General features: G+C 61.4%; 22 protein-coding genes and 1 pseudogene. 12 read left to right on the plus strand and 11 right to left on the minus strand.

The annotated features are described in order from the left end of the window. Positions 1-2: 2 nt before the first annotated feature. Together E5221_RS18375 and E5221_RS18380 are read left to right on the plus strand one after the other, a co-directional pair. Entirely contained in the window at positions 3-818 is an 816-nt protein-coding gene (locus E5221_RS18375; protein WP_039613144.1) for a gamma-carboxygeranoyl-CoA hydratase, read from the plus strand. Beyond that, the gene (locus E5221_RS18380) at positions 815-2,767 is read left to right on the plus strand and encodes an acetyl/propionyl/methylcrotonyl-CoA carboxylase subunit alpha (RefSeq protein ID WP_247846203.1); all 1,953 of its coding nucleotides are present in this window, start codon (positions 815-817) and stop codon (positions 2,765-2,767) included. Before E5221_RS18375 ends, E5221_RS18380 begins: the two co-directional genes overlap by 4 nt. Positions 2,768-2,935: 168 nt before the next feature. On the opposite strand, the gene E5221_RS18385 is transcribed toward E5221_RS18380, so the two are convergent. Both E5221_RS18385 and E5221_RS18390 read right to left on the minus strand, forming a co-directional pair. Next, a complete protein-coding gene (locus tag E5221_RS18385) occupies positions 2,936-3,610 on the minus strand; it encodes a LexA family transcriptional regulator (RefSeq protein ID WP_182328442.1) in 675 nt (224 codons plus the stop codon). Positions 3,611-3,703: 93 nt separating this feature from the next. Beyond that, positions 3,704-4,357 (minus strand): XRE family transcriptional regulator, encoded by a 654-nt coding sequence (locus tag E5221_RS18390; protein WP_061551126.1) that lies wholly within the window; start codon positions 4,355-4,357, stop codon positions 3,704-3,706. Between the two features lie 130 nt (positions 4,358-4,487). Between E5221_RS18390 and E5221_RS18395 the strand changes: the two genes are divergently transcribed. Both E5221_RS18395 and E5221_RS18400 read left to right on the plus strand, forming a co-directional pair. After that, the gene (locus tag E5221_RS18395; protein WP_025339827.1) at positions 4,488-4,799 is read left to right on the plus strand and encodes a hypothetical protein; all 312 of its coding nucleotides are present in this window, start codon (positions 4,488-4,490) and stop codon (positions 4,797-4,799) included. 439 nt (positions 4,800-5,238) lie between these two features. Beyond that, complete coding sequence (locus E5221_RS18400) at positions 5,239-5,754, plus strand: DUF4880 domain-containing protein (protein WP_247846204.1); 516 nt, start codon at positions 5,239-5,241, stop codon at positions 5,752-5,754. A 53-nt stretch (positions 5,755-5,807) separates the two neighbouring features. Here the strand turns inward: E5221_RS18400 and E5221_RS18405 are convergent, their stop codons facing one another. Together E5221_RS18405 and E5221_RS18410 are read right to left on the minus strand one after the other, a co-directional pair. Continuing rightward, entirely contained in the window at positions 5,808-6,998 is a 1,191-nt protein-coding gene (locus tag E5221_RS18405) for a Bcr/CflA family efflux MFS transporter (protein ID WP_247846205.1), read from the minus strand. A gap of 239 nt (positions 6,999-7,237) precedes the next feature. Continuing rightward, positions 7,238-8,158, minus strand: a complete 921-nt coding sequence (locus E5221_RS18410) for a LysR substrate-binding domain-containing protein (RefSeq protein ID WP_061551124.1) — start codon at positions 8,156-8,158, stop codon at positions 7,238-7,240. Between the two features lie 198 nt (positions 8,159-8,356). On the opposite strand from E5221_RS18410, the gene E5221_RS18415 reads away from it, so the two are divergent. The 4 genes from E5221_RS18415 (at position 8,357) to E5221_RS18430 (ending at position 12,346) form a co-directional block, all read left to right on the plus strand. Beyond that, positions 8,357-9,106: an SDR family NAD(P)-dependent oxidoreductase gene (locus E5221_RS18415; RefSeq protein ID WP_003258380.1), complete on the plus strand. Its 750-nt coding sequence runs from the start codon at positions 8,357-8,359 to the stop codon at positions 9,104-9,106. A 75-nt stretch (positions 9,107-9,181) separates the two neighbouring features. Next, entirely contained in the window at positions 9,182-10,480 is a 1,299-nt protein-coding gene (locus E5221_RS18420) for an MFS transporter (protein ID WP_013973350.1), read from the plus strand. A 22-nt stretch (positions 10,481-10,502) separates the two neighbouring features. After that, a complete protein-coding gene (locus tag E5221_RS18425; protein WP_247846206.1) occupies positions 10,503-11,351 on the plus strand; it encodes a transketolase in 849 nt (282 codons plus the stop codon). After that, positions 11,348-12,346 carry a transketolase family protein gene (locus E5221_RS18430; protein WP_247846207.1) on the plus strand — a complete coding sequence of 333 codons (999 nt, stop codon included), beginning with the start codon at positions 11,348-11,350 and terminating at the stop codon, positions 12,344-12,346. Before E5221_RS18425 ends, E5221_RS18430 begins: the two co-directional genes overlap by 4 nt. Before the next feature lie 165 nt (positions 12,347-12,511). Here E5221_RS18430 and E5221_RS18435 read toward each other — a convergent pair whose 3' ends face one another. Genes E5221_RS18435 through E5221_RS18450 form a run of 4 tightly spaced genes read right to left on the minus strand, consistent with a single transcriptional unit; the run spans position 12,512 to position 15,354 of the window. Next, entirely contained in the window at positions 12,512-13,246 is a 735-nt protein-coding gene (locus tag E5221_RS18435; RefSeq protein ID WP_015271020.1) for an amino acid ABC transporter ATP-binding protein, read from the minus strand. Next, positions 13,233-13,880 (minus strand): amino acid ABC transporter permease, encoded by a 648-nt coding sequence (locus tag E5221_RS18440; RefSeq protein WP_013973354.1) that lies wholly within the window; start codon positions 13,878-13,880, stop codon positions 13,233-13,235. Before E5221_RS18440 ends, E5221_RS18435 begins: the two co-directional genes overlap by 14 nt. Further along, the gene (locus E5221_RS18445) at positions 13,881-14,546 is read right to left on the minus strand and encodes an amino acid ABC transporter permease (protein WP_003258372.1); all 666 of its coding nucleotides are present in this window, start codon (positions 14,544-14,546) and stop codon (positions 13,881-13,883) included. Between the two features lie 22 nt (positions 14,547-14,568). Next, positions 14,569-15,354: a transporter substrate-binding domain-containing protein gene (locus E5221_RS18450; RefSeq protein WP_247846208.1), complete on the minus strand. Its 786-nt coding sequence runs from the start codon at positions 15,352-15,354 to the stop codon at positions 14,569-14,571. 262 nt (positions 15,355-15,616) lie between these two features. Here E5221_RS18450 and E5221_RS18455 point away from each other — a divergent pair, with 262 nt between their 5' ends. The 4 genes and pseudogenes from E5221_RS18455 to E5221_RS18470 all read left to right on the plus strand — a co-directional run bounded on the left by E5221_RS18455 (position 15,617) and on the right by E5221_RS18470 (position 20,773). Continuing rightward, positions 15,617-16,303, plus strand: coding sequence for a FadR/GntR family transcriptional regulator (locus E5221_RS18455; protein WP_061551121.1), 687 nt, complete (start codon positions 15,617-15,619; stop codon positions 16,301-16,303). Between the two features lie 167 nt (positions 16,304-16,470). Beyond that, entirely contained in the window at positions 16,471-16,782 is a 312-nt protein-coding gene (locus tag E5221_RS18460) for a hypothetical protein (protein WP_061551120.1), read from the plus strand. A gap of 171 nt (positions 16,783-16,953) precedes the next feature. Then, positions 16,954-19,187 (plus strand): annotated as a pseudogene (locus E5221_RS18465) (EAL domain-containing protein). Further along, positions 19,184-20,773 (plus strand): PAS domain-containing methyl-accepting chemotaxis protein, encoded by a 1,590-nt coding sequence (locus E5221_RS18470; RefSeq protein WP_061551118.1) that lies wholly within the window; start codon positions 19,184-19,186, stop codon positions 20,771-20,773. Before E5221_RS18465 ends, E5221_RS18470 begins: the two are co-directional and overlap by 4 nt. 30 nt (positions 20,774-20,803) lie before the next feature. On the opposite strand, the gene tssM is transcribed toward E5221_RS18470, so the two are convergent. From tssM to vasI, 3 genes are read right to left on the minus strand one after another with little or no spacing between them, the layout of a single operon-like run. Then, the gene (tssM, locus tag E5221_RS18475) at positions 20,804-24,412 is read right to left on the minus strand and encodes a type VI secretion system membrane subunit TssM (protein WP_247846209.1); all 3,609 of its coding nucleotides are present in this window, start codon (positions 24,410-24,412) and stop codon (positions 20,804-20,806) included. After that, positions 24,387-25,877: a type VI secretion system protein TssA gene (gene tssA, locus E5221_RS18480; RefSeq protein ID WP_247846210.1), complete on the minus strand. Its 1,491-nt coding sequence runs from the start codon at positions 25,875-25,877 to the stop codon at positions 24,387-24,389. Before tssA ends, tssM begins: the two co-directional genes overlap by 26 nt. Then, positions 25,865-26,461, minus strand: coding sequence for a type VI secretion system-associated protein VasI (gene vasI, locus E5221_RS18485; protein ID WP_082041824.1), 597 nt, complete (start codon positions 26,459-26,461; stop codon positions 25,865-25,867). The genes tssA and vasI overlap by 13 nt, the downstream gene beginning before the upstream one ends. Between the last annotated feature and the right edge of the window lie 217 nt (positions 26,462-26,678).

Below are 26,678 nucleotides of genomic sequence, written 5' to 3' on the forward strand. Positions count from 1 at the left end.
CCATGAGCGATTTCAGCACCCTCGAAGTGATCCGCGACCCGCGCGGCTTCGCCACCCTGTGGCTGAGCCGCGAGGACAAGAACAACGCCTTCAACGCCTTGATGATCCGCGAGCTGATCGTCGCCCTCGACCAGTTGGCCGAGGACGCCAGCCTGCGCTTCGTGCTGCTGCGCGGCCGCGGCCGGCACTTCAGCGCCGGCGCCGATCTGGCCTGGATGCAGCAGTCGGCGCAGCTGGACTTCAACACCAACCTGGATGATGCCCGCGAGCTGGGCGAGCTGATGTATGCCCTGCACCGCCTCAAGGCGCCGACCCTGGCCGTGGTGCAAGGCGCGGCCTTTGGCGGCGCGCTGGGCCTGATCAGTTGCTGCGACATGGCCATCGGTGCCGAAGACGCTCAGCTGTGCCTGTCGGAAGTGCGCATCGGCCTGGCCCCGGCAGTGATCAGCCCGTTCGTGGTCAAGGCCATCGGCGAGCGTGCCGCGCGCCGCTATGCCCTTACCGCCGAGCGTTTCAGCGGCGTGCGGGCCCGCGAGCTGGGCCTGCTGGCCGAGGTCTACCCGGCCAGCGAACTGGACGCCCAGGTCGAAGCCTGGGTGAGCAACCTGCTGCAGAACAGCCCGCAAGCGCTGCGCGCCACCAAGGACCTGCTGCGTGAAGTGGACGACGGTGAACTCAGCCCGGCCTTGCGCCGCTACTGCGAAAACACCATCGCCCGCATCCGAGTCAGCGCCGAAGGCCAGGAGGGCCTGCGCGCCTTCCTGGAAAAACGCCGCCCCGCCTGGCAAACCGACGACAAGAAGGAGCCGCGCCCATGAGCCGCCCCGCTTTGACCACCCTGCTGGTCGCCAACCGCGGCGAAATCGCCTGCCGGGTGATGCGCACCGCCAAGGCCATGGGCCTGACCACCGTGGCCGTGCACAGTGCCACCGACCGTGATGCCCGGCACAGCCGCGAAGCCGATATCCGCGTCGACCTCGGCGGCACCAAGGCTGCCGAAAGCTACCTGCTGGTCGACAAGCTGCTGGCCGCAGCCAAGGCCAGCGGCGCCCAGGCCATCCACCCGGGCTATGGCTTCCTGTCCGAGAACGCAGGCTTCGCCCGTGCCATCGAAGAGGCCGGGCTGATCTTCCTCGGCCCACCGGCCAGCGCCATCGATGCCATGGGCAGCAAGTCGGCGGCCAAGGCACTGATGGAAGCCGCTGGCGTGCCACTGGTGCCGGGCTACCATGGCGAAGCCCAGGACCTGGACACCTTCCGCGCCGCAGCCGAACGCATCGGCTACCCGGTGCTGCTCAAGGCCAGCGCCGGCGGCGGTGGCAAGGGCATGAAAGTGGTCGAGGAAGAAAGCCAGCTGGCCGACGCCCTGGCCTCGGCCCAGCGTGAGGCGCAGTCGTCGTTCGGCGATGCGCGCATGCTGGTGGAAAAATACGTGCTCAAGCCGCGCCATGTGGAAATCCAGGTATTCGCCGACCAGCACGGCAACTGCCTGTACCTCAACGAGCGTGACTGCTCGATACAGCGCCGTCACCAGAAGGTGGTGGAAGAAGCCCCAGCGCCAGGCCTGTCAGCCGAATTGCGCCGTGCCATGGGTGAGGCGGCGGTACGCGCGGCCCAGGCCATCGGCTACGTGGGCGCCGGCACCGTGGAGTTTTTGCTCGATGCCCGTGGCGAATTCTTCTTCATGGAGATGAACACCCGCCTGCAGGTGGAGCACCCGGTCACCGAGGCCATTACCGGGCTCGACCTGGTGGCCTGGCAGATTCGCGTGGCCTGCGGCGAGGCCCTGCCGATCACCCAGGAACAGGTGCCGCTGATCGGCCATGCCATCGAAGTGCGCCTGTATGCCGAGGACCCGACCAACGAATTCCTGCCCGCGACCGGCAAGCTGGCGCTGTACCGCGAGTCGACAGCCGGCGAAGGGCGACGGGTGGACAGCGGGGTCAGCGAGGGTGACGTGGTGTCGCCGTTCTACGACCCGATGCTGGGCAAGCTGATCGCCTGGGGCGAAGACCGCGAGCAGGCGCGCTTGCGTTTGCTGGCCATGCTCGACGAATTTGCCATTGGCGGGTTGAAGACCAACATCGCCTTCCTGCGGCGCATTCTCGCCCACCCGGCGTTTGCTGCAGCGGAGTTGGATACTGGCTTCATTCCGCGTCACCAGGAGGTTTTGCTGCCCGCGCCGCAAGCGCTGCCGGCAGGCTTCTGGGAAGCCGCGGCCGAGGCCTGGTTGCAGGGCCAGGCCGCACACCAGCGGGAGGACGACCGCAGTTCGCCGTGGGCCGAGCGCAACGGCCTGCGCCTGGGCCTGCCGGCGCGCAGCAGCCTGCACCTGGTCAGTGGCGGGCAGGACCAGGCAGTTGCCCTGGAGCGCAGCGCTGCGTCTACCTGGCAACTGGTGGGCGAGCAGTTGGTGCATGACCAGGCGGGTGTGCGACGCCAGCATCTGGCGATCCGCCGCGGTGGCACGTTGTACTTGCAGTGGGATGGCGAGATGCATGCCATCGAAGCCTTCGACCCGATTGCCGAGGCCGAGGCCAGCCACAGCCACCAGGGCGGCCTGGGCGCGCCCATGAACGGCAGCATCGTGCGGGTGCTGGTGGAGCCTGGGCAGGTGGTGGAAGCAGGTACGGCGCTGGTAGTGCTGGAGGCCATGAAGATGGAGCACAGCATTCGCGCGCCGCATGGCGGCACAGTGAAGGCGTTGTTCTGCCAGGAAGGGGATATGGTCAGCGAAGGGACGGTGCTGGTCGAACTGGCGGAATAATGTAACCATCGCTGACAGCCGTGCCGCAGCCCTGTAGGAGCAGCCTTGTGCTGCGAAAGGGTCGGCATGACTGAAGAGGTTGTGTGTCAGTAATGGCGTCTTCGCAGCACAAGGCTGCTCCTACAGGATTGTGCGTTACCTGTAGGAGCGGCCTTGTGTCGCTGCAATCTAGAAGGAGCCATGCACTCGCACGACCACACCCAGAAACTCGCAGCCTTCCTCACACAACAGCGCCGGGTAGTTGCTGTTGAGTGCCTTCAGGTACCGTTGCCCACCTTCCTCCGCCAACTCTCGGAAGATCGCCGGTTTGCCCGGCTGACGAGCGATAACCAGACGCCCTGGCTCGGCATCTACCCCAGGATCCACCAACATCCGCATGCCCTGCGGCACACTGCGGCCACTGGCGGCACTCATCGCATCATTCTCGACAGTCAGCCAGAACGCCTTGCCTTGGGCCAGGTAGTCCGTCTGCTCGAACACACCTGGCTCCGCCCCCTCTGCGATACCTAACTCATCCCAGCCCAGCACCGGGTAGCGGAAGCACACGATGTATTGCATGAGGTCCAGGTCATCATCGGAGTCATCGACCTCGTAAATGCTCCGCTTCCCGTCAACCTGCCCCTGAATGCGCAGCTGCAAGCTGACGATATAGTGCGGCATGCCAATTTCGATGAGGGTGCGATTCATCGACTCGATCTTCGGCTGCCGCCGCTTGTTCACCCAATGCCCCACGCTGCCTTGAGACACGCCAACGCGCTCGGCAAGCTGCTCTTGAGTGAGCCCTAGCTCCTCCATCCGGTCACGGACCAGGGCAATCCATCTATCCATATTCATCGCTGCCATCAGCCTCCTGCAAAGGCGCGCATCTCGATCTCGCTGCGGCCGCTGTAGGGGCGGCCTTGTGTCGCGACAGGGCTACACAGCAGCCCCGGCAAGCTAGAAGACCCCGTGCCCCCGCACGACCACACCCAGAAATTCGCAGCCCTCTTCACACAGAACTGTCGGATAGCGGGTATTCAGCGGTTTGAGCATCCTGTCTCCGCCCTCCTCGACCAACTGCCGCAACACTGCCGGCCGCCCGGGCTGCCGCGCAATCACCAACCGGCCTGGCTCTGCCGGCAGGCCAGTATCCACCAGCACACGCATACCCTCAGGTATGCTCCTGCCACTGGCGGCATTCATCGAGTCGTTTTCCACCACCAGCCAGAACGCATTGCCGGCGGGCATGTAGTCAGTCTGTTCGTGGGCCTTGCTTGTTTCTGGCAAGGGCCCCTGCAAGTCAGCCCAACTCAGCACCGGGAAGCGAAAGCTCGCGTAAAGCAGAGCTTGTGCCGAAACCGGCTGCTCGGCCGCATAGTGACCAGGCGATTCGCGCACGATATCGCGCTCCACCACCATGACTTGGGCTTCCAGAAACACCAGCCCAAGCTTTTCGAGCTTTTCGTTGATGGTTTCCAGCGTCGGCCGCCGCGTGCCACGCAGCCAATGCCCCACGCCCCCCTGAGTCATGCCCAGGCGCTCGGCCAGCTTGAGCTGGCTGAGATTGTGTTCGCGCTTGTAGCGCTTGAGAAATGCGTTCCAGTTTTCCATGAGCGGCAACAATACGGACTGTATTAACCGCAGCAATACACAATCTGAATTATTTATTTTTAGATAGATAGTACAGACTGACCTATCCTCTGATTCCTGTGTGTTTGAAGGGAAATCAGAAGGTATCGCGATGAAACCACCGAAAAACGACGAAACAGATCTCGACAGCGAAGCCGCCCGCCGCGCCCTCGACTACTACCTCAACCCCAACCCGCCGCGTCCCACCCTGGACAACAGGATCTGGACCCTGCACGAAGGTGTAACCGGCGACCAGGCCCAGGAACACGCTATCGCCCTGCTGCGCTGCGCCGCCGCCACCGCGCAGGAAACCGCCACCCACCAGCACGGCAGCCAGCGCGAACTGACCTTTGCCCTGATGCACATGATGGACATGGCGCGCGCACTGCTCGAGCACAAACGCACCGTGGAATCGGGTTTGTAAGCAAGAAAGAAGGGAGAGAACGTGATGGCCGGGTAACGGCGAAGGCCCCGATTGCCGTGACAAGGAAGCGCACCGGTAAAACTTTTTTACCGGATTAGCGAAAATTCATTTGACTGGCAAATGATAACGATTATTATTGCACTCAGCTGATCGCGAGATCTGCTGGATAACCTGGAGCTTAGGTCGCTCCCAGATTATCTCCTCATCAGGCTAATCACGGTTTTTGACCCAGCTTTTTGCTGGGTCTTTTTTTTTTGGCTCTTCAGGCTAATGAAGATCGTGATGGCGCGCATGATAGCAAAGGTGTTTCAGGGCGTGAATGCTCATTACAAAACTTTGCGGAATCAGCACTTGAGAATCAATATCGTTTAACCTACGCTGATCACGCATCACGGAAGATGCCCCCATCCCTCCCCCTCCACAGAGCAAGGAGCTGTCCATGACCCGTCTGCTGCTGCCCCTTGAGTACCCAACCCCTGCTGCCGAACATCATGCCGACGACGCCCTGCTGCACGCACTGAAACGCCTGCCACGGCGTGTCCAACAAGTATTCCTGCTCAACCGCCTCGACCAACTGGACTTCTCCAGCATCGCCGCCCGCCTCGACCTGCCATTGGCGAGCATCGAGCGGCACATGGCCCAGGCACTGCAGGCTGGTCGTTCGCGCCGGGATGTGCTGGCGAGTGTTGCCGGGCAATGGTATGTGCGCTTGCAGAGCCCACAGGTGACGGCGTGCGAGCGGATCGATTTTCGCCGTTGGCTGGATGCGGACATGGCGAACTTGCAGGCGTTTCATGACACGGAAATGCACTGGCGCAGCCTGTTGGCACCGGCACGGCAATTGGGCCAGGATGGTTGGTACCGGCAAGGTCGGGCGGCACTGTCGTTGGGCGGCTGTTCGGTTGCGGTCGGGCTTGGCGTGGCGGCGTTGGTGCTGTTTGGTTTCTGGGCCTGATCAACACCTGCGCTACACCGTTATCGTTTTCACCGCGGATGGCTCGGTCGTTATCAAGTTCGAGTGCTGGTCAGCGTTTCCGTCAGGCATGCAAGCAGTAGCCATCCGCACAAACTGACACCCAGGAACAGAAGCCCCAGGCTCATCGGCAGCTCGCTTTCGACGCTAGCAACAAGACTGCCGGCCAAACCACCACCTGCGAACAACAATGTCGTATTGAGCGACGCTGCCGCACCGGCTTGCTGCGGGTAACGCGCCAAGGCTTGGGTCGTCGCAGCAGGACGCACCAGCGTTGTCCCCGTCGTGCAGATGATCATCGGCAGCATAAGACTCGCCACCGTCAACCCTGCAACCTGCTCCCAGATCAACAGTGTGATGCCCCCGGCAGCTATGAGCAGGAATCCCGTCTTGATCTGAACCTGCGGGCTTACGCGGTTGTTCAAATAGGTCGCGGCTACTCCGCCAGCGATATACGCAAGCCCATAGGCGATAAATACCACCGAGAATTGATATGGCGTCAGCCCCAGGCTGTCCATCAACGCCAATGGCGCGACAACGATGAAGGAAAAATGGCAGGCAAACGCGAGGCTGGACAACAGGGAGTGCGCAAGATAGGTCGTATCACGCAGCATGATCCAATAGCTGTGCATGCCCGACGTACGGCTTCGCGATGCAGGCGTGTCCTGCAGCAATGCATATGACAGGCATGAAACGATCACGGCTATGAAAGCGAATACCGTAAAACTGCCCTTCCAGCCAAAGGATTGTTGGAGAAAAGCGCCTGCGACCGGTGACAACGAAATGAACAGCCCACTTGCGCTGGTCAGCAGGATACGCATGGCATTGCGTTGTCTACCGCTGTACAGATCCTGCACGAGCGCCTGGCCCAGCACGAAACTCCCGCAACCCAGGGCCTGCAGCAAACGGAACGCCATGAACGTCTCATAGCGGGTTGAAAGTACACAACCCACTGCCCCTGCAATGGACACTCCCAACCCAGCGAGCAACAACCGCTTGCGCCCCATGCCATCCGACAATGGCCCGATCACGATTTGCGCCAAGGCGACACCAAACGCAAAGAAGCTCACCGAGTAGGCTATCTGCTTTGGCTCGACGTGAAACTCGTCTGCGAGCGCCGGGAATGATGGCAGGATCACATCCAGAGGGAATACGCCCAATAGACACAACAGAATCACCAAGGCCGAGCGCAGAAAGCTAGTGAACGAACCCAAGGGCTGATGCACGCTACCAACCCCGCCTTCTTGTATTGCCGGAAGTAGTCACTGGAATCTCCATGGAAGCGCCGAGCCCTGATGGTAGCGACACCCTGAAGATGTACAACCCGAACCGGGCAGCGAAACTTCCGATAGGGTTGTAGGGCTTTTCCCTTGTTGCTTATTACCGTTGAGTTCTGGTGCTATCCAGCCTTCTGCTGACTTGATAGCCGGCCCCTAGCGCAGTTCATCTGTTGTGCAAACGGCTCTCAGTAATTGAAGTCATGACCGAGCTGGCCCTGAACCCATTCAAGGAACTGGCGAACCCTGGGAGCTTCAGCATGGCCTCGAGGAAAAACCAGGTGGTGGGCACTGACGGGCGTCGCCAGGTCTTCTGTAAATACCGGTACCAACTCGCCTCGGGCAATGTAGTCCTGCGCCAGCAGGGAACTCTCCAAGGCCACCCCATACCCGTGGCTGGCGGCCTCCAGGCTCATGTAGGAGCGATCGAAGCTCAGGGCGTAGGGGGTTTGAGGCAACGTCACACCTTGCTGGGCGAACCATTGGGGCCACTGCACCAATGCGGCTTCCGACAGGATCAGGTTCTGCCCCAGCAGATCGCCCGGCTGCCTGATAGGCGTACGCTCGAGAAGCTGTGGCGAGGCCAGCACAGTTGCACGTTCATGCCGGATGGTACGCACTTCCAGGCTGGGCCAGTTGGGGTAGCCATGACGGATATCCAGATCGATCTGATGGCGGCCGAAGTGCAGCGACTCGTAGGAGCACGACAGGTTGATCTGGATCTGCGGATGACTGTTACGAAAATGGTCCAGGCGCGGCAGCAACCAGAGCAGGCCAAAGCTGGGCGCGGAATGAAGCCGCAAGCAATCGAAGCCCACCGAGTTGCCGGCGCGCTCGGTGGCCGTAGCCAGGCTTTGCAATATGCCTGACACCTCGCGCAGGTACTGCTCTCCGGCCGGGGTCAATGCAACACCGCGCGCTTCGCGAATGAACAACGGACGACCGATCAAGGCTTCCAGATTGGCGATCTGGTGGCTCACCGCAGAGGGTGTGAGGTTCAACTGCTCTGCGGCCCGTGCAACGTTGGCGAAGCGAGCGACTTGCTCGAAGGCCTGAATTGCTTTCAGGGAAGGGATCTGAGGCGATTTTCTGAGGATGTCCAGGCTCATGACCATTTCCTGAAGGATTCGAAGCGACACCAAGGCTTTTACCTTCCTGTAAGCCCAAGGCACAAGTCGAGGGCTGAATTTTTTTCAGCACCGGGTGAAGGAGGCAGCGTTGCTCGGGGTGCTGTCCGGGACGAAGCTGTGCCTATCGGTTCTGCCTGGAACCGCCGCTCACAACAACAACCATCTGGAGCACCTTCGATGCTGTTAACAGGAAAATTTGCCGTGATCACTGGCGCGGCCTCTGCCCGCGGCATCGGCCGCGCAACAGCCCAGGCGTTTGCCGCTCAGGGCGCCAAAGTCGCGATCCTGGACCTGGACGCCTCCGCCGCGACCGAGGCTGCCGCTTCACTGGGCGAAGGCCACCTCGGCTTGGCTGCCAACGTTGCCGATGAAGCACAAGTGCGTGATGCCATCGCTCAAGTGCTCGCGCAATTCGGTCGGATCGACGTGCTGGTAAACAATGCCGGCATCACTCAACCGGTGAAAACCCTGGAAATCACAGGGTCTGACTATGACCGGATTCTCAACGTGAACCTGCGTGGCACATTGTTGATGTCCCAGGCGGTGATCCCAACCATGCGTGCGCAACGCGCCGGCAGCATCATCTGCATGTCCTCTGTGTCTGCCCAGCGTGGTGGCGGCATCTTTGGTGGCCCTCACTACAGCGCGGCGAAGGCTGGCGTGCTTGGATTGGGCAAGGCGATGGCCCGCGAGCTGGGGCCGGACAATATTCGCGTCAACTCGATCACGCCAGGCCTGATTCACACTGACATCACCGGTGGCCTCATGCAGGATGAGCGCCGTCACGCCATCATCGAAGGCATCCCCTTGGGCCGCCTGGGCGAGGCGCGCGATGTCGCCAATGCGGCCTTGTTCCTGGCCAGTGACCTGTCCAGCTACCTGACGGGCATTACCCTGGATGTCAACGGCGGGATGCTGATCCACTGAGCACCCGGTGCATCGTGACCTGCACCCGAGCCCGGCGCAGGCCACGCGTTCGATAACAACAAGAGATCAGAACGAATGACCACATTAGCGCTCGATGCGGTATCCGCCGCACGCAGCAGTGCCTACCGTAAAACGGCCTGGCGACTGATGCCTTTTCTCATGCTCTGCTACCTGTGCGCCTATCTGGACAGGGTCAATGTCGGCTTTGCGAAGCTGCAGATGATGGACGACCTGGCCCTTTCCGAAGCGGTCTACGGACTGGGCGCTGGCATGTTCTTCATTGGCTACTTTCTCTGCGAGGTGCCCAGCAACATCATTCTGCACAAAGTGGGCGCTCGACGCTGGATCGCTCGCATCATGATCACCTGGGGCATCATCTCGGCGATGTTCGCCCTGGTGGAGACAGCCTGGCAATTCTATACCCTGCGCTTTTTGCTGGGGATCGCTGAAGCAGGCCTGGCACCGGGACTTCTGCTGTACCTGACCTATTGGTTCCCGTCTTACCGCCGGGCGAAGATGACCGCGCTGTGGTTCATCGCGATTCCGCTGTCGGGCATGATCGGCGGCCCCTTGTCGGGTTGGATCATGGAGCGCTTTGCCGGCGTTCACGGCTGGGCGGGCTGGCAGTGGATGTTCCTGCTCGAAGCCATCCCCACGGTACTGGTGGGCGTCCTGGTGCTGAGCTACCTGAAGGATGGCGTCGATCAGGCTCACTGGTTGAGCGACGAAGAAAAAGCCCTGGTGCGCAAGGAGCTGGCTGAAGACGAACAACACAAGGTAAACCACGGCTCGGTGGCCGACTTCATCCGCGACCGTCGGCTCTGGTTGCTGGCGGGCATCTACTTCTGCGTAGTGATGGGCCAGTACGCAATCACGTTCTGGCTACCCACACTGGTACGCAATGCCGGCGTCAGCGAACCTTTGCACATCGGCCTGCTGACCAGCCTGCCGTACCTGTGTGCCATCGTCGCGATGCTGTGGGCCGGGCGCAGCGGCGACCGTCACCGTGAACGCCGCTGGCATCTGGCGATCCCCATGCTGATCGGCGCTCTGGGCCTGAGCCTCGCCGCAGCACTGGGCAGCAGCCTGACGCTGTCGATCCTCAGCCTGTGCCTCGCTGCGGCTGGAGTGCTATCCGCCTCTTCACTGTTCTGGATGCTGCCCACCACGCTGTTGGGAGGTGTATCGGCGGCGGCAGGCATCGCGGCGGTGAACAGTTTCGCCAACCTCGCCGGCTTCTGCTCGCCCTACCTGATCGGCTGGGTCACTACCACCTTGGGCAGCAATGCCATCGGCATGTATCTCATCACGGCCGTACTCATGTTTGGCGCCTTCCTGGTGTCGCGAGTACCGGCTCATCTGGTCAATCGTTGATTCGATAAAAGGAGTCACTTCAATGACTGCTGTGCCTACCTACACCGAGGCGCTGCCGCTGGCTGTGCGCGCTCGCAATATCCGCCGCCACGCATTGCGCATGGGGCAAGTCCAGGGCCAGGGCTATGTCGGCCAGGCGCTGGGCGCCGCCGACCTGCTGGCGGTCGCGTATTTCCATGCGCTGCGCCTCGACCCCGGCAACCCCGAATGGGAGCAGCGCGACCGCTTCTATCTGTCCATCGGGCACTACGCGATCGCCCTCTATGCCGCACTGATCGAGGCCGGCGTAATCCCCGAGGAGGAGCTTGAAACCTACGGTAGCGACGACAGCCGCTTGCCCATGTCCGGTATGGCTGCCTACACCCCAGGCATGGAGATCACCGGTGGCTCGCTCGGCCACGGCTTGGGCATCGCCGTCGGCGCTTGCCTCGGGCTCAAACGCAAGGGTTCGGACAGCTGGGTCTACAACCTGCTGTCCGATGGCGAGCTCAACGAGGGCTCGACCTGGGAGGCCGCCATGTCGGCCAGCCATTGGCGCCTGGACAACCTGATCGCCATCATCGATGTGAACAACCAGCAGGCGGATGGCCATTCCAGCGAGGTACTGGCCTTCGAGCCAATCGTCGACCGTTGGCAAGCCTTTGGCTGGTTCGTTCAACGCGTGGACGGCAATGACCTGGATGCGCTGGCCGGCGCCTTCGACCAGGCCCGTGCCCACGCCGGGGCGCAACCGCGCGTGATCATCTGCGATACCCGCATGGGCAAAGGTGTGCCTTTCCTGGAAAACCGCGACAAGACGCACTTCATTCGCGTCGATGAAAACGAATGGGACCTCGCCCTGAAAGCGCTGGACGCCGGGAGCCAAGCATGAGCATTGTGAACTCACCCAAGAAACGCCTGACCACCTCGGCCATGATCGCCTCGATTGCCGCCGACGGCCAGCCGACCCGCCCTGCCCCGTTCGGCCATGCCCTGGCAGGCCTTGCCGAGCAACGTCAGGATATAGTTGGCCTAAGTGCCGATCTGTCCAAGTACACCGACCTGCACATATTCGCCAAAGCCCACCCCGAGCGCTTCTATCAAATGGGCATGGCCGAACAATTGCTGATGAGCGCCGCTGCCGGCATGGCACGAGAGGGCATGACCCCCTTTGCCACCACCTATGCGGTGTTCGCCTCCCGTCGGGCCTATGACTTCATCTGCATGGCGATCGCAGAAGAGAACCTCAACGTCAAGATCGTCTGTGGGCTACCTGGCCTGACCACCGGTTATGGTCCTAGCCACCAGGCCACGGATGACCTGGCCATCTTCCGGGCGATGCCCAACCTGATGATCGTCGACCCCTGCGATGCGCTGGAGATCGAACAGGCTGTGCCAGCGATCGCCGCCCATCAGGGGCCGGTCTACATGAGGCTGCTGCGCGGCAACGTACCCTTGGTGCTCGATCGCTACGATTACCAGTTCCAGCTGGGCAAGGCGCAGGTGTTGCGCGGTGGCCGGGACGTGCTGTTGATAGCCAGCGGCCTCATGACCATGCGCGCGCTGGAGGCTGCCGAGCAGTTGCAAAAGGACGGAGTGGACGTGTCGGTACTGCACGTGCCTACCATCAAACCGCTCGATGAACAGACCATCCTCGCCGAGGCACGCAAGCCTGGTCGCCTGGTGGTCACTGCGGAAAACCACTCGATCATAGGGGGCCTGGGGGAAGCTGTGGCCGGCGTACTGCTGCGCAACGGGGTCACACCAACCTTCCGCCAGATCGCGCTACCGGATGCGTTTCTCGATGCAGGGGCACTGCCGACTTTGCATGACCGTTACGGGATCTCCACTGACGCTGTGTCGAGGCAGATCAAGGCATGGCTTTGACCGTAACCGTGGGTCAAACCTGAAGCGCGGCGGATGCAAGCGTGATGGATACCTGGCCCATGACAAAGGCACACCGCAGCCCCTGGGATCCAGGCAATGATGAAAAATGCTCCGTAACATTCGATACGGAGCATTTTTTGGGGCGACGAAACCTGCAGACGCCACCTAACCTCCTGCCACGCTACCGATGAAATTCGCCAGCTCAGCTGTTCGGGGCGCCGCAAAAACCTCGCGTGGATGGCCAGTCTCGTGGACCTTGCCTTGATGCATGAAGACCAGCTTGTCACCGACTTCCCGGGCAAAACGCATTTCGTGGGTGACCATGATCAGGGTCATGCCTTCACTGGCCAGTTGGCGCACCACTCCGAGCACTTCGTTGACCAACTCGGGGTCGAGCGCCGAGGTGATCTCGTCGCACAGCAACACCTTTGGCGACATGGCAAGCGCCCGGGCAATCGCCACCCGCTGCTGCTGGCCGCCGGAAAGGCGGTCCGGGTAGGCGTCGAACTTGTCGCCCAGTCCAACCCTGGCGAGCATCTGCTCGGCCAACTGGCGGGCCTCGGCCTTGCCGGCCTTCTTCACCACCTGGGGCGCAAGCATCACGTTCTGGCCCACTGTCAGGTGAGGGAAGAGGTTGAACTGCTGGAACACCATGCCAACCTTCTGCCGCAGCGAGCGCAAGTCGGCGCGGCCGGCATCCAGGTATTCGCCGTCCACCTCGATCACCCCATCGCTGATCGACTCCAGGCCGTTGAGGGTACGCAGGAAGGTACTCTTGCCGGAACCGCTACGGCCGATGATGGCGACCACCTCGCCCTCCTCGATCGCCAGGTCGACACCCTTGAGCACATGATTGTCGCCGTAGTACTTGTGCAATGCAGACACTCTAAGCAGGGGCATGCAGCCTCCTCTCCAGGTAACGGGCGCTCAGCGAGAGCGGGTAGCAAAGGACGAAGTAACCCACGGCCACCAGACCGTAGATCAGGAACGGTTCGAAAGTGGCGTTGGCCAACATGCCGCCGGTCTTGGTCAGCTCGGTGAAACCGATGATCGAGGTCACCGCCGTGCCCTTGACCACCTGCACCGAGAACCCGACAGTCGGCGCGACGGCAATGCGCAGGGCCTGGGGCAGGATGACGTGGCGCAACTGCTCCAGACGGCTCATGGCCAGGCTGCCGGAGGCCTCCCACTGGCCATGTGGTATGGACTCGACGCAGCCTCGCCAGATCTCGGCGAGAAAGGCACTGGTGAACAACGTCAAGGCGATGGCCGCCGCCATCCAGGCCGAAACATCGATGCCGAACAGGGCGATGCCGAAAAACACCATGAACAGCTGCATCAGCAGCGGCGTCCCCTGGAACAGCTCGATGTAGCTCCTGGCCGCGCCACGCAGCATCCGGCTATCGGAGATTCGCGCCAATAGCAGCAACAGCCCGGCAATACCACCGCATACGAACGCCACCAGCGACAGCAGCAAGGTCCATTGCAAACCTGCGAGCAGGTTGCGCACGATGTCCCACAAGGTGAAATCCATTCAGCGTCTCCCCGTCAAAGCGCGCCGGCCTATCCATGCCAGCAGTTGGCGCACCAGGATGGCCATGACCAGGTACAGAGCCGTGGTCAGCAGGTATGTCTCGAAAGCCCGGAAGTTGCGCGACTGGATGAAGTTGGCAGCGAACGACAGTTCTTCTGTGGCGATCTGCGAGCACACCGCCGACCCGAGCATTACGATCACGATCTGGCTCGACAGGGCCGGCCAGACCTTGGCCAGTGCAGGTTGCAGCACCACATGGCGAAAAGCCTCGAAACGACTCATGGCCAATGCCGCCGCAGCCTCCAGTTGCCCTCTGGGAATGGCCTGGATACCCGCCCGAATGATTTCGGTGGAATAGGCCCCAAGGTTGATCACCATGGCCAGTACCGCCGCCTGCCATTCCGTCAACCGAACGCCAAGCGAGGGCAGGCCAAAGAAGATGAAGAACAACTGGACGATGAAGGGCGTGTTGCGGATCAGCTCCACGTAAAGGCCGAACAGCGCATCGAACGGCCGTAGTCGCCAGGCGCGCACCACCGCACCCAGCACACCGATGGCCACCCCGAACAGGGTGCCGATCAACGTCAGCTCTAGCGTGAACACAGCCCCTTCGAGCAGCAGGCCGCCTTGGGCCAGCACAGGGGAAAAGTCAAATTGATAGGCCATGGGTCGGCGACTCCAGGGCCGTTCAAAGGTCGGCCGGCAATGGCTGCTTCAGCCACTTTTCGGCATTGCGGTCGAGGCTGCCGTCGGCCTTGGCCGCATTCAGAGTGGCGTTGACCTTCTCGAGCAAGGCCGGCTCCTGCTTGGCCAGCCCCACGTACACTGGCGAGTTCTTGAGCTTGACCTTCATGACCGGCACCTTGTTCGGGTTCTTCTCGGCAATGACAGCCATTACCACGCTGCCGCTGGCGATCAGCTCGACCTGGCCCGACAGGTAGGCGGCGATGGTCGAGTTGTTGTCCTCGAAGCGCTTGATGACCGCACCCTGAGGGGCGACCGCGGATAACTCCATGTCCTCGATCGAGCCACGCGTGACACTGATGGTCTTGCCGGCAACGGCACCGATATTGTCGATCGACGTCTCGGCCGGCCCGAACACTGCCAGGTAGAACGGTGCGTAGGGGCGGGAAAAATCGATCACCGCTTCCCGCTCCGGGTTCTTGCCCAGGCTGGAAATCACCAGGTCGACCTTTCCGGTAGTGAGGAACGGAATGCGGTTGGTGCTGTTGACCGGGGTCAGCGCCAGCTTGACGCCGAGCCTGTCAGCCAGTAGCTGCGCGGTGTCGATGTCCAGGCCGCGAGGTTTGAGGTCCGGCCCCACCGAGCCGAAGGGAGGGAAGTCCTGGGGTACGGCTACCTTGAGCACGCCCCGGGCAGTGATGTCGGCCAGCGCATCGGCCTGGGCGTGGGAAACGCTCATGACGCCGCCACAAACCAGGGCGGCCAGAAGCAAGGAACGGATGTTTTTCATGGAAAATGCCTCGGGTGCATGCGAAGAAGTTGCCTAGCCCGAAAAGCACAGGCCGTGCCAGTGTTGCCCGGCAGCCCCGGAATACGCTTTCGCCCCTTGGCATCACGCGGTCTTACTGGTCTGAACAGCTAGCGCCTACCCTCTGCCATCGCCCCCCTTTCGTGCAGCCACCTGCCCCGCTGCGTCAGCATGGGGCGATACTTGCCAGGCAACCGGTAAAGCCTTTAAAAAGCGCAGACCCCTTGCCAGCTGGTCTGAACAGATGCTCGAGACACTCCCCCGCGCAGTTCCGGAAATCGCCTTGCAGGCTATCCGCAAACTGATCCAGGAAGGCGACTACCAGCCCGGTGATGCCCTGCCCTCCCAACGTGACCTGGCAGAGCAGTTGGGTGTAAGCCGCGCGTCCCTGCGCGAGGCGCTGTCCTCCTTGAGCGCCTTGGGGCTGGTGAGCGTACAACCGGGCAAGGGGGTATTCGTCCAGGCGCCGCCATCCGCCACCGGCTTCTCCTGGCCCTATGCCGAACAGGTATCCGCCGTCGATACCTTCCAACTGCGCTATGCACTCGAAGGGTTTGCCGCCGGCTTGGCGGCGCTGTACCTGACGGCAGCAGACATCGATGCGCTCGAAGCCAATGTCGAGTCGATGCGCCAGGAGCTGCGTGCCGGCAATTTCGAGGCCGCAGCGCGCCTGGACTTCGCCTTTCACCGCCGCCTGCTGGAAGCAAGTGGCAACCACGCCATGCTGCAGGTGATCACCACCAGCCAGGACATTTTCCTGGAGAGCCAGAAGCTGCCTTTCATTCGCCCTGAACGCGCCATGGAGACCTGGCAGGAACACCGCAAGATCCTGCGCCAGCTTGCCCGTGGCAACCAGGCCGGGGCACAGCGTGCAATGCAGGAGCATATCCGCAACGCGGCATCGCGCACGAACGTGGTGTTCCCATGTTGACTGGTCAGCCAAACACCGGAATACCAGGCCAGCGACCCCGTGCATGACAACACACGGCAACATCACCCTCACAGGGTAAGTGGAAAGGCTTCAGCATTGACCTGAATCAGTCAAACGCCATGGGCGGTGTTGTAAACAGCACACCAAACATATGGGAATGCAGTTTGATGAGCGAGTCCAACCAGGCAACCAGAATTATCTGCAACAATCTTGAGCTGGCCGATCAATTGCGCCAGTTGTTGGCGCCTGTAGCACCCGATTGCGAGGTGCTGAGTACGCCTGGCAATTGCAGCGTCGCCCCGCTTTGCCGCTGGCTCGGTGAAACCCAGTTGGGCTCGGCTGGGCAGATACAGGCTGCCTTGCTGGATGCCACCGAGGTTCTCGAACAGACCCGACACGCCTTCAAATCCCGCGAACTGGGGCTGCTGCGGCGACGCCTGGTTGCATTGCTGGATAAATTGTCGGAAGATCCCCAGTGATGTGAATGTGCCATCACCAGGTTCCGCCCTGCGGGAACCGGCTTTGCCGAGCAGGATAATAGGCCTGAAAGACGAAGCGCCGTGACAACAAGTTCTTGAGCAGAACTTGTTGTCACGGCGCTTTTTTTTGTTCAGCAAAAAGGAATCTTCTCCAACACCGGGGGGATGTGAATGAAGGTGACAAAAGACCTCGAGGAATTACTCAAGCGTATCCGTCTCGACCATGCGGAGATTGTCGAACGCTTTCGCTTTCTCGACTGGAGCGCCGAAGATGCCAGACGACTAGGCGTAGCAGCTCAGTACATGGCCCCGTCCCAGCAAGCTTTCGTCGACCATCTGTACCGTCACCTGGCGGAATTTTCCACGCCGTCCGCGTTGCTTCGCACGCCGGAAGTCACCGCCCGTTTGAAGCAGAGCCAGGCTGAGTATTACCAGCGCTTGTGGAGCGGCCCCTACGATGAAACCTACGTCAACGGCCGCCTGCGCATCGGTGTGATCCATCAGCAGATCGGCCTGGAGCTGAAGTGGTATCTCGGCAGCTATCGGCTTTACCTCGACGACATGCTTGAAAGCGTGTTCGGCGACAGCCCGGATGCCACGCTGTATTCCAGCCTGTTGAAGGCAGTGTTCTTCGACATGACGCTGGCCATCGATACCTACAGTGCGGCCCAGCACAAGGCGCTGGAAGATAGTGAGGCGCGCTGCGCGGTGCCAACGACGGGCTGTGGGACTGGCATGTAGATCAGGACCGGCTTTACGTTTCAGAGCGTTGGGCCAGCATGCTTGGCCTCAGCCGCGACAGCATCGGCGAGAGCAGTTCCAGTTGGTTCGGTCGCGTGCACCCGGACGACCTGCCCGATTTTCGCCATGCCATCGATGCCCATCTTCAAGGGCAGACATCATCCGTTCACCACGAGTACCGTATCCGCAAGCACAACGGCGACTACATCTGGGTCCTCGTGCGAGGGGTCGCCGAAATGACCAACCCTGGCGAGCTACGCATGGCTGGCTCGCAGTCTGATATCAGTGCACGCAAGGATGCCGAGCAGCGCCTCCAGCATACCGCCCAGCATGACCCGTTGACCGGCCTGGCCAACCGCATCCGGCTTGACGAGCAAATGCAGAAGACCTTCAGGAAGCAGCGCAAGGGCGGTGACTACGAAGCGCTGCTGTTCATCGATCTGGACCGCTTCAAGTTGATCAACGATAGCCTCGGCCACAACGTCGGTGATCGCGTGCTGGTGGAAGTGGCAAGGCGCTTGAAAGAGTCACTGCGCCCCACTGACCAACTGTTCCGCTTCGGCGGAGACGAATTCATCGTTTTGCTTCACGACCTCACCTGCGACCGCGACGCCGAGCAGATATCCCAACGCATCCTCGACAACCTGCACCAACCGCTGCACATGGACGGTCGAACCCTGGTGGTCAGCGCCAGCATCGGCATCGCTCCGTTGCACGACAATGGCAAAGCCCTGGATGTGCTGCAGGCTGCCGACCTTGCCCTCTACCGAGCCAAGTCTGCCGGCAAGGCGCGGTACGCCCACTACGACGAAACATTGCAAGATACCGCGCAGCAGCATCTGGAACTGGAATCCGCGCTAGGCCAGGCACTGCAACAGAATGAATTCGAACTGTACTACCAACCGATCTATCACCTGGACCAAGGGACACCTCTGGTGACCGGGGTCGAGGCGCTGTTGCGGTGGCGCCATGGCGAACGCCTGATCTCGCCACTGGAGTTCATCCCTGCGCTGGAGGAATCGGGAGAGATCATCCGCGTCGGCGAATGGGTACTGCGCCAGGCCTGTCGGCAGGCCCGGGCCTGGCAACTGGCCGGGCATGAGCGCCTGCGCTGCTCGGTGAACATTTCCAGCACGCAATTGCAACAAGCCGACTTCACCCTCCGGCTGATCGATATCCTCCAGGAAAGCGGCCTGCCTCCCGCCAGCCTGATCCTGGAGATCACCGAAAGCCAACTGATGCACGACGACATGGACACGCTGGCCTGTCTGCATGAGCTGACCAGCCTTGGTGTTCTGCTGGCGCTGGACGATTTTGGCACGGGTTACTCCTCGCTCGGCTACCTCACGCGCTTTCCGCTGCACATCCTCAAGCTCGACAAGAGCTTCATCACCGGCGTTCCTTACGAGAACAAACAGAGCGCGATCAGCCAGGCGATCATCGTTCTCGGCCGTAGCCTCGGCCTGGAAGTAGTGGCCGAAGGCATCGAGAGTTCGGCGCAACTCGAATTCGTGGTCGGTGAAGGCTGCCACTACGCCCAAGGCTACTGGTTCAGCCGGCCACAACCCGCCGCTCAGATACAACACCTGCTCAGCACAGAAGACCGTTTCGAAGGAAGCGCAGTTACCCGGCGCGTACCTGTCAGTTCAGGAGAAAAACAATGAAAACCAATCTTCCGGTCAGTGGTCGTGCCGTCGAATTCAGCGCAAACGCGAACATTCTTTCAACAACCAACCCAAAGGGCGCCATCACTTACGTCAATCCCGACTTCATCAACATCAGCGGGTTCAGTGAAGCCGAATTGCTCGGCGTCAATCACAACATCGTGCGCCACCCGGACATGCCGCCAGAAGCTTTTGCGCATATGTGGCAGACACTCAAGGATGGGCGCTCGTGGATGGGGCTGGTAAAAAATCGCTGCAAGAACGGTGACCACTACTGGGTCAGCGCCTATGTCACGCCGATGCAGCGCAATGGCGAAACAGTGGAATACCAATCGGTTCGCACGCTACCGGCCAAAGCGCTGGTGGAGGCTGCTGAACATCTCTATGCACAGTTGCGTAGTGGTAAAAAGACCAACTGCCTGCGTATGTCACGGCTGTCCGTCGGCATGCGCCTGGCACTTGCCAGCACTGGCGTGAACCTGCTGTGCTTTGCTGCCTTGGGCTTGCTGGGTGCGTTGCCCTGGAGCCATGCCGCTTTCTCCATGACGCTATCGAGCTTGCTGCTTGGCGGCGTGTTGCGCTTCAGCCTGCGCCCCCTCGACGCCCTTGCCCGAAAAGCCAGGAAGATCGCCGACAATCCGCTGAGCCAGATTCTCTACAGCGGCCGCCGCGACCAGTTTGGCCAGATCGATTTCACCCTGCAAATGCTCGAAGCCGAGACCCGGGCAATAGTCGGACGCATTGCCGATTCGTCCCGCCAGTTGAGCAAGGAAGCCGAAGAGCTTCTTTCTGCAGTGGACAACAACAATTGCGCGACCCTCCGCCAGCAGGGGGAAACTGCCCAGGTTGCCAGCGCAATAACCCAGATGGCCAGCAGTGTGCAGGAAGTGGCGCGCAACGCTCAGCTCACCGCCAGCGCCGCGAACCTGGCCAACCAGGAATCCGACCGCGGCCACCAACTGGTTGAGCAGACCCGCCAGCACATTGATAGCCTCGCCAGCGAAGTGCAACAGACCAGCATGGTGATTCATCAACTGGAACAGCATGGCAATGAAATTGACCGCGTACTCGAGGTCATTCAAAGCATCGCCGAACAGACCAACCTGCTTGCCCTCAACGCCGCCATCGAGGCTGCCCGCGCTGGAGAGGCGGGCCGGGGTTTCGCGGTGGTCGCCGACGAGGTGCGCGGGTTGGCTTCGCGGACTCAGCAATCCACTGCTCACATCCAGGGCACCATCGACACCCTGCGGCGTTCCACGGGGGATGCCGTGCTTGCGATGCAGCGCAGTCACAGCAAGGCCGGTGTCAGTGTAGAACAGGCACTGCTGGCTGCCCGGGCGCTGGACGGGATCACCCAGCGCGTAGATGAAATAAGCGGCATGAGCGTGCAGATCGCTGCCGCCGTAGAGGAGCAGAGCGCGGTGGGTGACAGCATCCAGTGCAACCTGGCCGATATCAGTCAAACCACCCAGAAAAGCGTGCACGCCAGCAACCAGAGTCGAACCACTGCCGCCCATGTCGCCAAGCTGGCCGAGCGCCTTCAACTGCTGTCGGCGCAACTTTGGGGGCGCCAGCGCAATGGGTGACCGGTTCGCACCGTACTCCCAAGCCAACCCTCACAAGCCGGCCTGCGTGGTCGGCCCCAGCTTGGGCGACTTCTGCAACAACCCTCGTGGCAACTGGAAACCTTTGAAAGGCTCTTGGGTTATAGGGTTGAAGGCTTTCTGCGCGTTAAGCCTGTAGCGCATCACGCCATCGCCGGTCCTGAAGCTCAGGTCCACGCTGGTCGCCGTGCGCCCATTGAGCGAGCCACGGCTGAGCAAGCGGAACATCGACCAGGGGCCACGGTACTCAAGGCTGCTGCTGTTGCCGTTCTGCCGGAGCAAGGTCAGGTTACTGCGCACCTGCTGCCCCAAGGTATTGGGCCAGACGATACCGGTGATCTGGCTCGGGCCATGGGTGTAGGGAATCAATTGGCCGTCCAGGTCCAGCAAGCTCGTGCGTTGGTTGGCACTCAGGCCCAACGGCTCGATGCTGAACTGCACACTCAGGTTGCCGCGCTGATCAAAGAAGGTCTCGCGGATACGATCTGCCCGCTCCAGCTGTTCGAGCACATCACTGCGGATCAGCGACTGCCCCTGCTGGCCGGCCTGCAGGGCTTCGAGGTTATCCCTCAGGAAGACCTTCAGGTATTGATCATGGAACCGCTGCAGCCGCCCCTTCGGCCCGAAGAAGGCCTCAAAGTCGTCCAGCGAGGCGTCGGGAGCCTTCACGACAAAGGGGTAGCGCCCTGCCAGGCGCTGCTGGAAGAAGCTGTATACCTCGGCGTCCCAGCGTCGCTCCAATTCGCGCAAGGCTTCGACATTCAGCACCTGTGCTGTTTGATCGGCCATCTTTCTGACCTGGTGGTTGATCGGTTCCGGTAAGCCGGTGGCCACCCGCTGCAGGGTGCCGATGGGGTCTTGCCCTGTCATCGAGAATCGCTGATGCACGGCCTGCAGGGCAGCCTTGCCTCGGTCGGGGCTGTCCTGCACCGCCTTGGCATAGTCGTGCACGGCCGCGATGGCACCAAGAGTTTCATCGTAGTAGCTGGGTTTCTCACCGGTTGCCTGCAGCATGGCACTCAGCCCGGCAAAGGCCCGCTGAATGGCCCAGGCCTGTTGTTGATCAGGCCTGCCACTTGTCGGTCGCAACGCTTCGACCTCCCCGGGTGCCTCAGCGACAACGGCTGATGAAAGCGATGTGTTGTCCCTCACTGTGTCCAGCAACCGATGCAGGGGCGCTGCTGGCCCGGTCAACTGCCCCAGGATCGCTACGCCATGATCCAGGTCGTGGAAGTCAGCCACCGAAAAGGCATTCAAGGCACGACGCCAACTGTCAATGAAATCGGCGCTGTACAAGTTACGTAGCCGTTCGCCCAGCGCCTCCCGGTCGGCATCCGAGTAATCGAGCTGGCCGCGCTCGCCCAGTGCCCACTGGTCGATCATCGCCATATCTGCAAACCGCTGGCTACGTGGCTCGAAGTACTCTTTGAAGCCCTTGGCGGTGAGCATTGGCGCTATCAGGACACCCTCCCCCTGCCTGAGGCCTGGAGAGGACTGATACACCACATCGAACGCTGGCCCCACCTGATGACGCAGGTCCAGGCCGGCATTCAACTGCTCTCCAGCCTGCTGTTTCAGGCTCGCGTACACCCGCTCTGGCAAAGGTACCTTGCGCAGGACCTGCTGCACCTCTGCAATACGCTGGCGATACTGCGGCAGATCGGTATCGGCATAGGCCAAGGCATACTTCAGGTGCCGCATGAGGTCGCCTTGCAATTGCCCCTGCCCGGGGAACTTCTGTTGCCACTGGCGGGCCATCCAGTCCTCGACCCATTCGGGGCGGCGGCTCTGGCGGTCCTCCAGCATTCGATAAACCCGAAGCGCAGCCATCTGCTGTTCGCTGCCCGGCGGCGCAGCGTCCATGGCATCGATCACACCGCTGGCCAAGGCTGGCAGGAAGCGCCTGGAGAGCAAGCTCAGGTAGGCCTCGTCGACGCGAGGGCCAATGGCGCGCCCCTGATACAAGCCAAGGTCGGAAACACCCGGCCACGCGGCACGATAGTCGCCAAACACCGACACGGCATCGCGTATCTGGTCCAGCGGTTCCAGCAGGTTGCGCCCGGTGGGGTCCAGACGCTGGTCCACTTCGTGATGACTGTACTCTCTGCTCTTGGCGAGCACGTTGGCGGCCTTGGCGCCATTGATGTCAAAGTAGCGTTGCCAACTGGCGATGGCGACACTGAAGGCCAGCACGCCTACTGCAGACCCCACCCAGAGCAACCGACGTTTGCTGCGCGCTACCTTGATGTTGTCCCCGGCAAGGCCGGCCTCCTGGTAGATGACTCGCCGGAAGGCGTGCTGAATGAAGTAGACCAGCGCCTGCCCCTGCGCCTTGCCTTCACGCAGCGGAAACTCGGTCTTGTACGGCTGTGCCGCCTCACGCACGAACGCATTGAGCATGTCGCCCTGCTGCAAGACCGAAGACCAGTACACGCCACGTACCAAGGCAGGCGTGGTGAAACGGTCACTTGCGAGGGTTTCTTTCAGGAAGGCCAACAGTATCGGACGCAGCCCGATCAACTGGGCATGCAACGAAAACAAGCGAACTCGCGACGGCGCACCGGCCAATACATCGAGCCGGTCCACTACCTGTTCAAACAATTGCCTTATCAACCGATCATAATGATCGCCATATTCATCCAGCCAGGCATCGAACGTGCCGACCGCATCCAGTTTGAAGGTGAAGCCCAGCATGTTTTCCCGCATGGCGGCAGGAAGCCCAGCGTACAGCTGGTCGAAACCGTCCAGCAGATCGAATTTGGCCAGTACCACATACAGCGGCAGGCGCGAGCCCGACTGACTGCTAACTTCATACAGCCGCGTGCGTAGCACATGCGCCAAGGCGACACGTTGCTCAGGCGTGCCATGCAGTAGCGCAGGCAGGTCAACGACCAACAGCAAGCCATTTAGTGCTCTCTGGCTTCGGTTACGTACCAGCCAGCCCAGCATGTGTTCCCACAACCTGGCCGAAGTGGCGGGTGGTGCTTTCGACGTGTCTGACTCCTCGGCTGATGAACCTGCCAACGATTCCTGACGGACGAAAGCGCCCGGCGGGTCGATGATCACCGCATCGTTACTGACCCACCAGCCTATCGGATAAGCCAGCACCTGCGCTTGCCTGCCTCGCGCTTGTGCCTTGTCGATGCGGGTCAGGGAAAAACTCTGTTCGGTACGGTCGATGAAGCTGGTCTTGCCGGCCTGTTGGTCGCCCACCACCAGATACCACGGCAGTCGGTACAAGGCACGCCTGCCACCCGCATTGTCCAGATAGCGTGCCAGCCCTTGGTCCAAGGCTTTTTCCTGTGCCTGGACGAAAGGCAACACATTGTCCAGTTCAGCGTCCACCGCCTGCTTGCGTTCGGCCTGCAAACGGCAATAACGCCTGCGCAGCACCACAAGCCAGCAGAGTAGCGGCACCAACACCAGCGCCAGGCTGGCCAAACCGCGATGCGCCACGCTAGCCAGCGGCTGCTGCTCGCGCCAGACCCATTGCGGGCCGAGCCACCAGATTGCAACCAGCATCAATGCGGCACCCAGCCCGAGCAGCAGCGGCATGGCCAGGCCGATACGGGCCACCAGGGGCAAGCCCCAACGTTTAAGATGCTTCCACAGTTGATTCATCCTGACTCCCGTTCCTTGTTCCAATCAGCCCGTGATGGACCGTGCACGCGTACTGCTGAAGGCGTTGAAACACCGCAGGCTCCCAGGCGCTGGCGGTGGTTTCCTGCATCGTTCGGGCAACGCCTGCGCACAAGTCCTGGGCCAGCCAGGACACGCCCCGAGCAGCCAGCAGATCAGCCGCGATCACCGTGGTATGGCAGCGCTCACGCAGGCTGCGGAAGTCCGCCTGCATGCCCTGCAGCCTGAGCAACACCGCTTCCACGCCGCTGGTTTCCAGTTGGCAGGCCAGCTCCTCTCGCAACGTGGCGAATTCCTGTGAGGCTGCGTCCGAATCGGATTGCCCTTGTGCCCCCCTGAGCCACGCCAGACATTGGTCATCGACAAATACCTTGCCGTCGCTGAAGCACAACTGCTGCAGCGCGGGCATGCGCTGCACGAACCGCGCGGTCGCAGCGCGAATGGCCTCAGCCACCTCGCCCATCGCCAGCCGCGTGGCAGCGCTCGCTGCCAGAAAGCTGCCGCGAATCCAGTAAGGGCAAGCCGTCACGCTCTTTTCGATCCGCTGCAGCAGGGCCGCGTCGATTGCAGTAGCGGCAATGGCATCTTCATAGTCCCCGGCAATGTCCTGCGGCACCGCCATCAGCTCCGTGCGGTTGCCCTGCCTGGTTTGAGGCGGCGTCTGGATGTGCGCCCACAAGCCGAACCGACGCAATTGGTAGCCAGCAGGATCGTAAGGGTCCTGTTGATTGATCAGCTCGGCCATGGTCAGCATGGCCCTTCGTGATTCCCGCTCGTTGCCCAACGACACACGGGGCATTGGTGTGGCGATGACCTCGGCCAGTGGCGCAGCCTTGATGCCTTTTGCAGGGGGCTTGTCCGTGGTGGGCTCGGCAAGGCCGTTTGAAAGTTCCGTGTGCTTGCGTAGCAGGCGCTCCAGTTCGCCAAGGGCCGCTTCATCGAGCTGCGCTGCTTCCCGCTGCTGTTGCAGGCGTTGCAACGCGCCCTGAGCCGCCGCGGCGTGCGCGGGGCTGAACGTGAAACGGTCCAGGCGCGGCAACGCCACGAGCAAACGGTTGATCATCAGGCCAACCAGCTTGCGCTTGCCGAGGAACCCTTTGGGGCCCGGTTTCGGGTATGCGCTTTCCCAATAGGCTTCGACCATGCCGGCCAGCAGTGCGAGGGTAAAACCCCAGCGCTCCCAGCATTGGCTGCGCAGCCAAGCGACACCCAGGTGCGCGACGATGCGCAGGTGCTTGCACTCCTGGCCCAGGTACTGGCGGGACGCTTCTTCGATATAGGCCCAGTCGATGGAAGGCTCCTGCAGCCCACCCAGCTTGACCATTTCCTGGTCAATGGCCTGGTAGGTTTCGTTCTCCACATCGAACAGGCCGGCAGGGTTCTGCGCGTCGATGGGGGCAAGCAACCGGGCAATTTCCTGTGCGGTGACCTCTGCTACCAGCGACATGCCTTGCGCGCCTCATCGATGAGTGGGTCCAGCCCCTGAGCGTCGAAAACCAGCCCATCAACGGCTGGGTTGTCGCTCTCGACCTGAATGCGATGGGCCCCGATCAGGGGCTTGATCTGCTCGATGCCCGGCAAGCCCCTGCCAGCGTCAAGCACCTGGCCGTTCTCCGTCACCTGCCAGGGTGTAGCGAGGGTGGAGCCACGCTCCCCCTGCAATCGCACCATCACCCGGCCGGCATCGATGGGTTGTGCGGTAACCAGTTGCAACCTGGAAATGTTCTGCACACAACTGATCACCAGGTAGGGGTGCGGTGCGACCGAAGCGATTGCGGGCGCCGATATCATCAGCCCGTCATCCCCTTTTTCGAGGCGAAACGTCAGCTCCTCCGGCGACCGCCCCGCCTCATGGGTCATCACACGACGCAGCGTGGGCGAATCCTGCTCCGGCGCGGACCATTGCAGTTTCGTCACATGTGCCGGGGTGCCAGCGGCCTGGTCGAAACAAGCCAAGCGCTCGACGTTGGAGACGATCTGCGGGCAGTCCCTGGTCTGGCTTGCCAAACTTGGCGCCAGGGAGAGCAACATCGAAAGGCCAACGCCATATGCATAGCGAAGCATCATATTGGCTTTACTCACTCGTAAAATATCGCAACAGTGCTACCCGACTGGCCAGTCACGATTTAATAGCAGTCATCCACACAACTACCGAATAGTGGAGCACCGAAACGAAACAAAGGCTAGTACAGAAAAAATCATATTCACAACCAAATATTTCCTTACACTTTCACGCTCGACGCACAAT

The organism is Pseudomonas sp. A2 (assembly GCF_023100865.1).
Lineage (GTDB): Bacteria > Pseudomonadota > Gammaproteobacteria > Pseudomonadales > Pseudomonadaceae > Aquipseudomonas > Aquipseudomonas asiatica.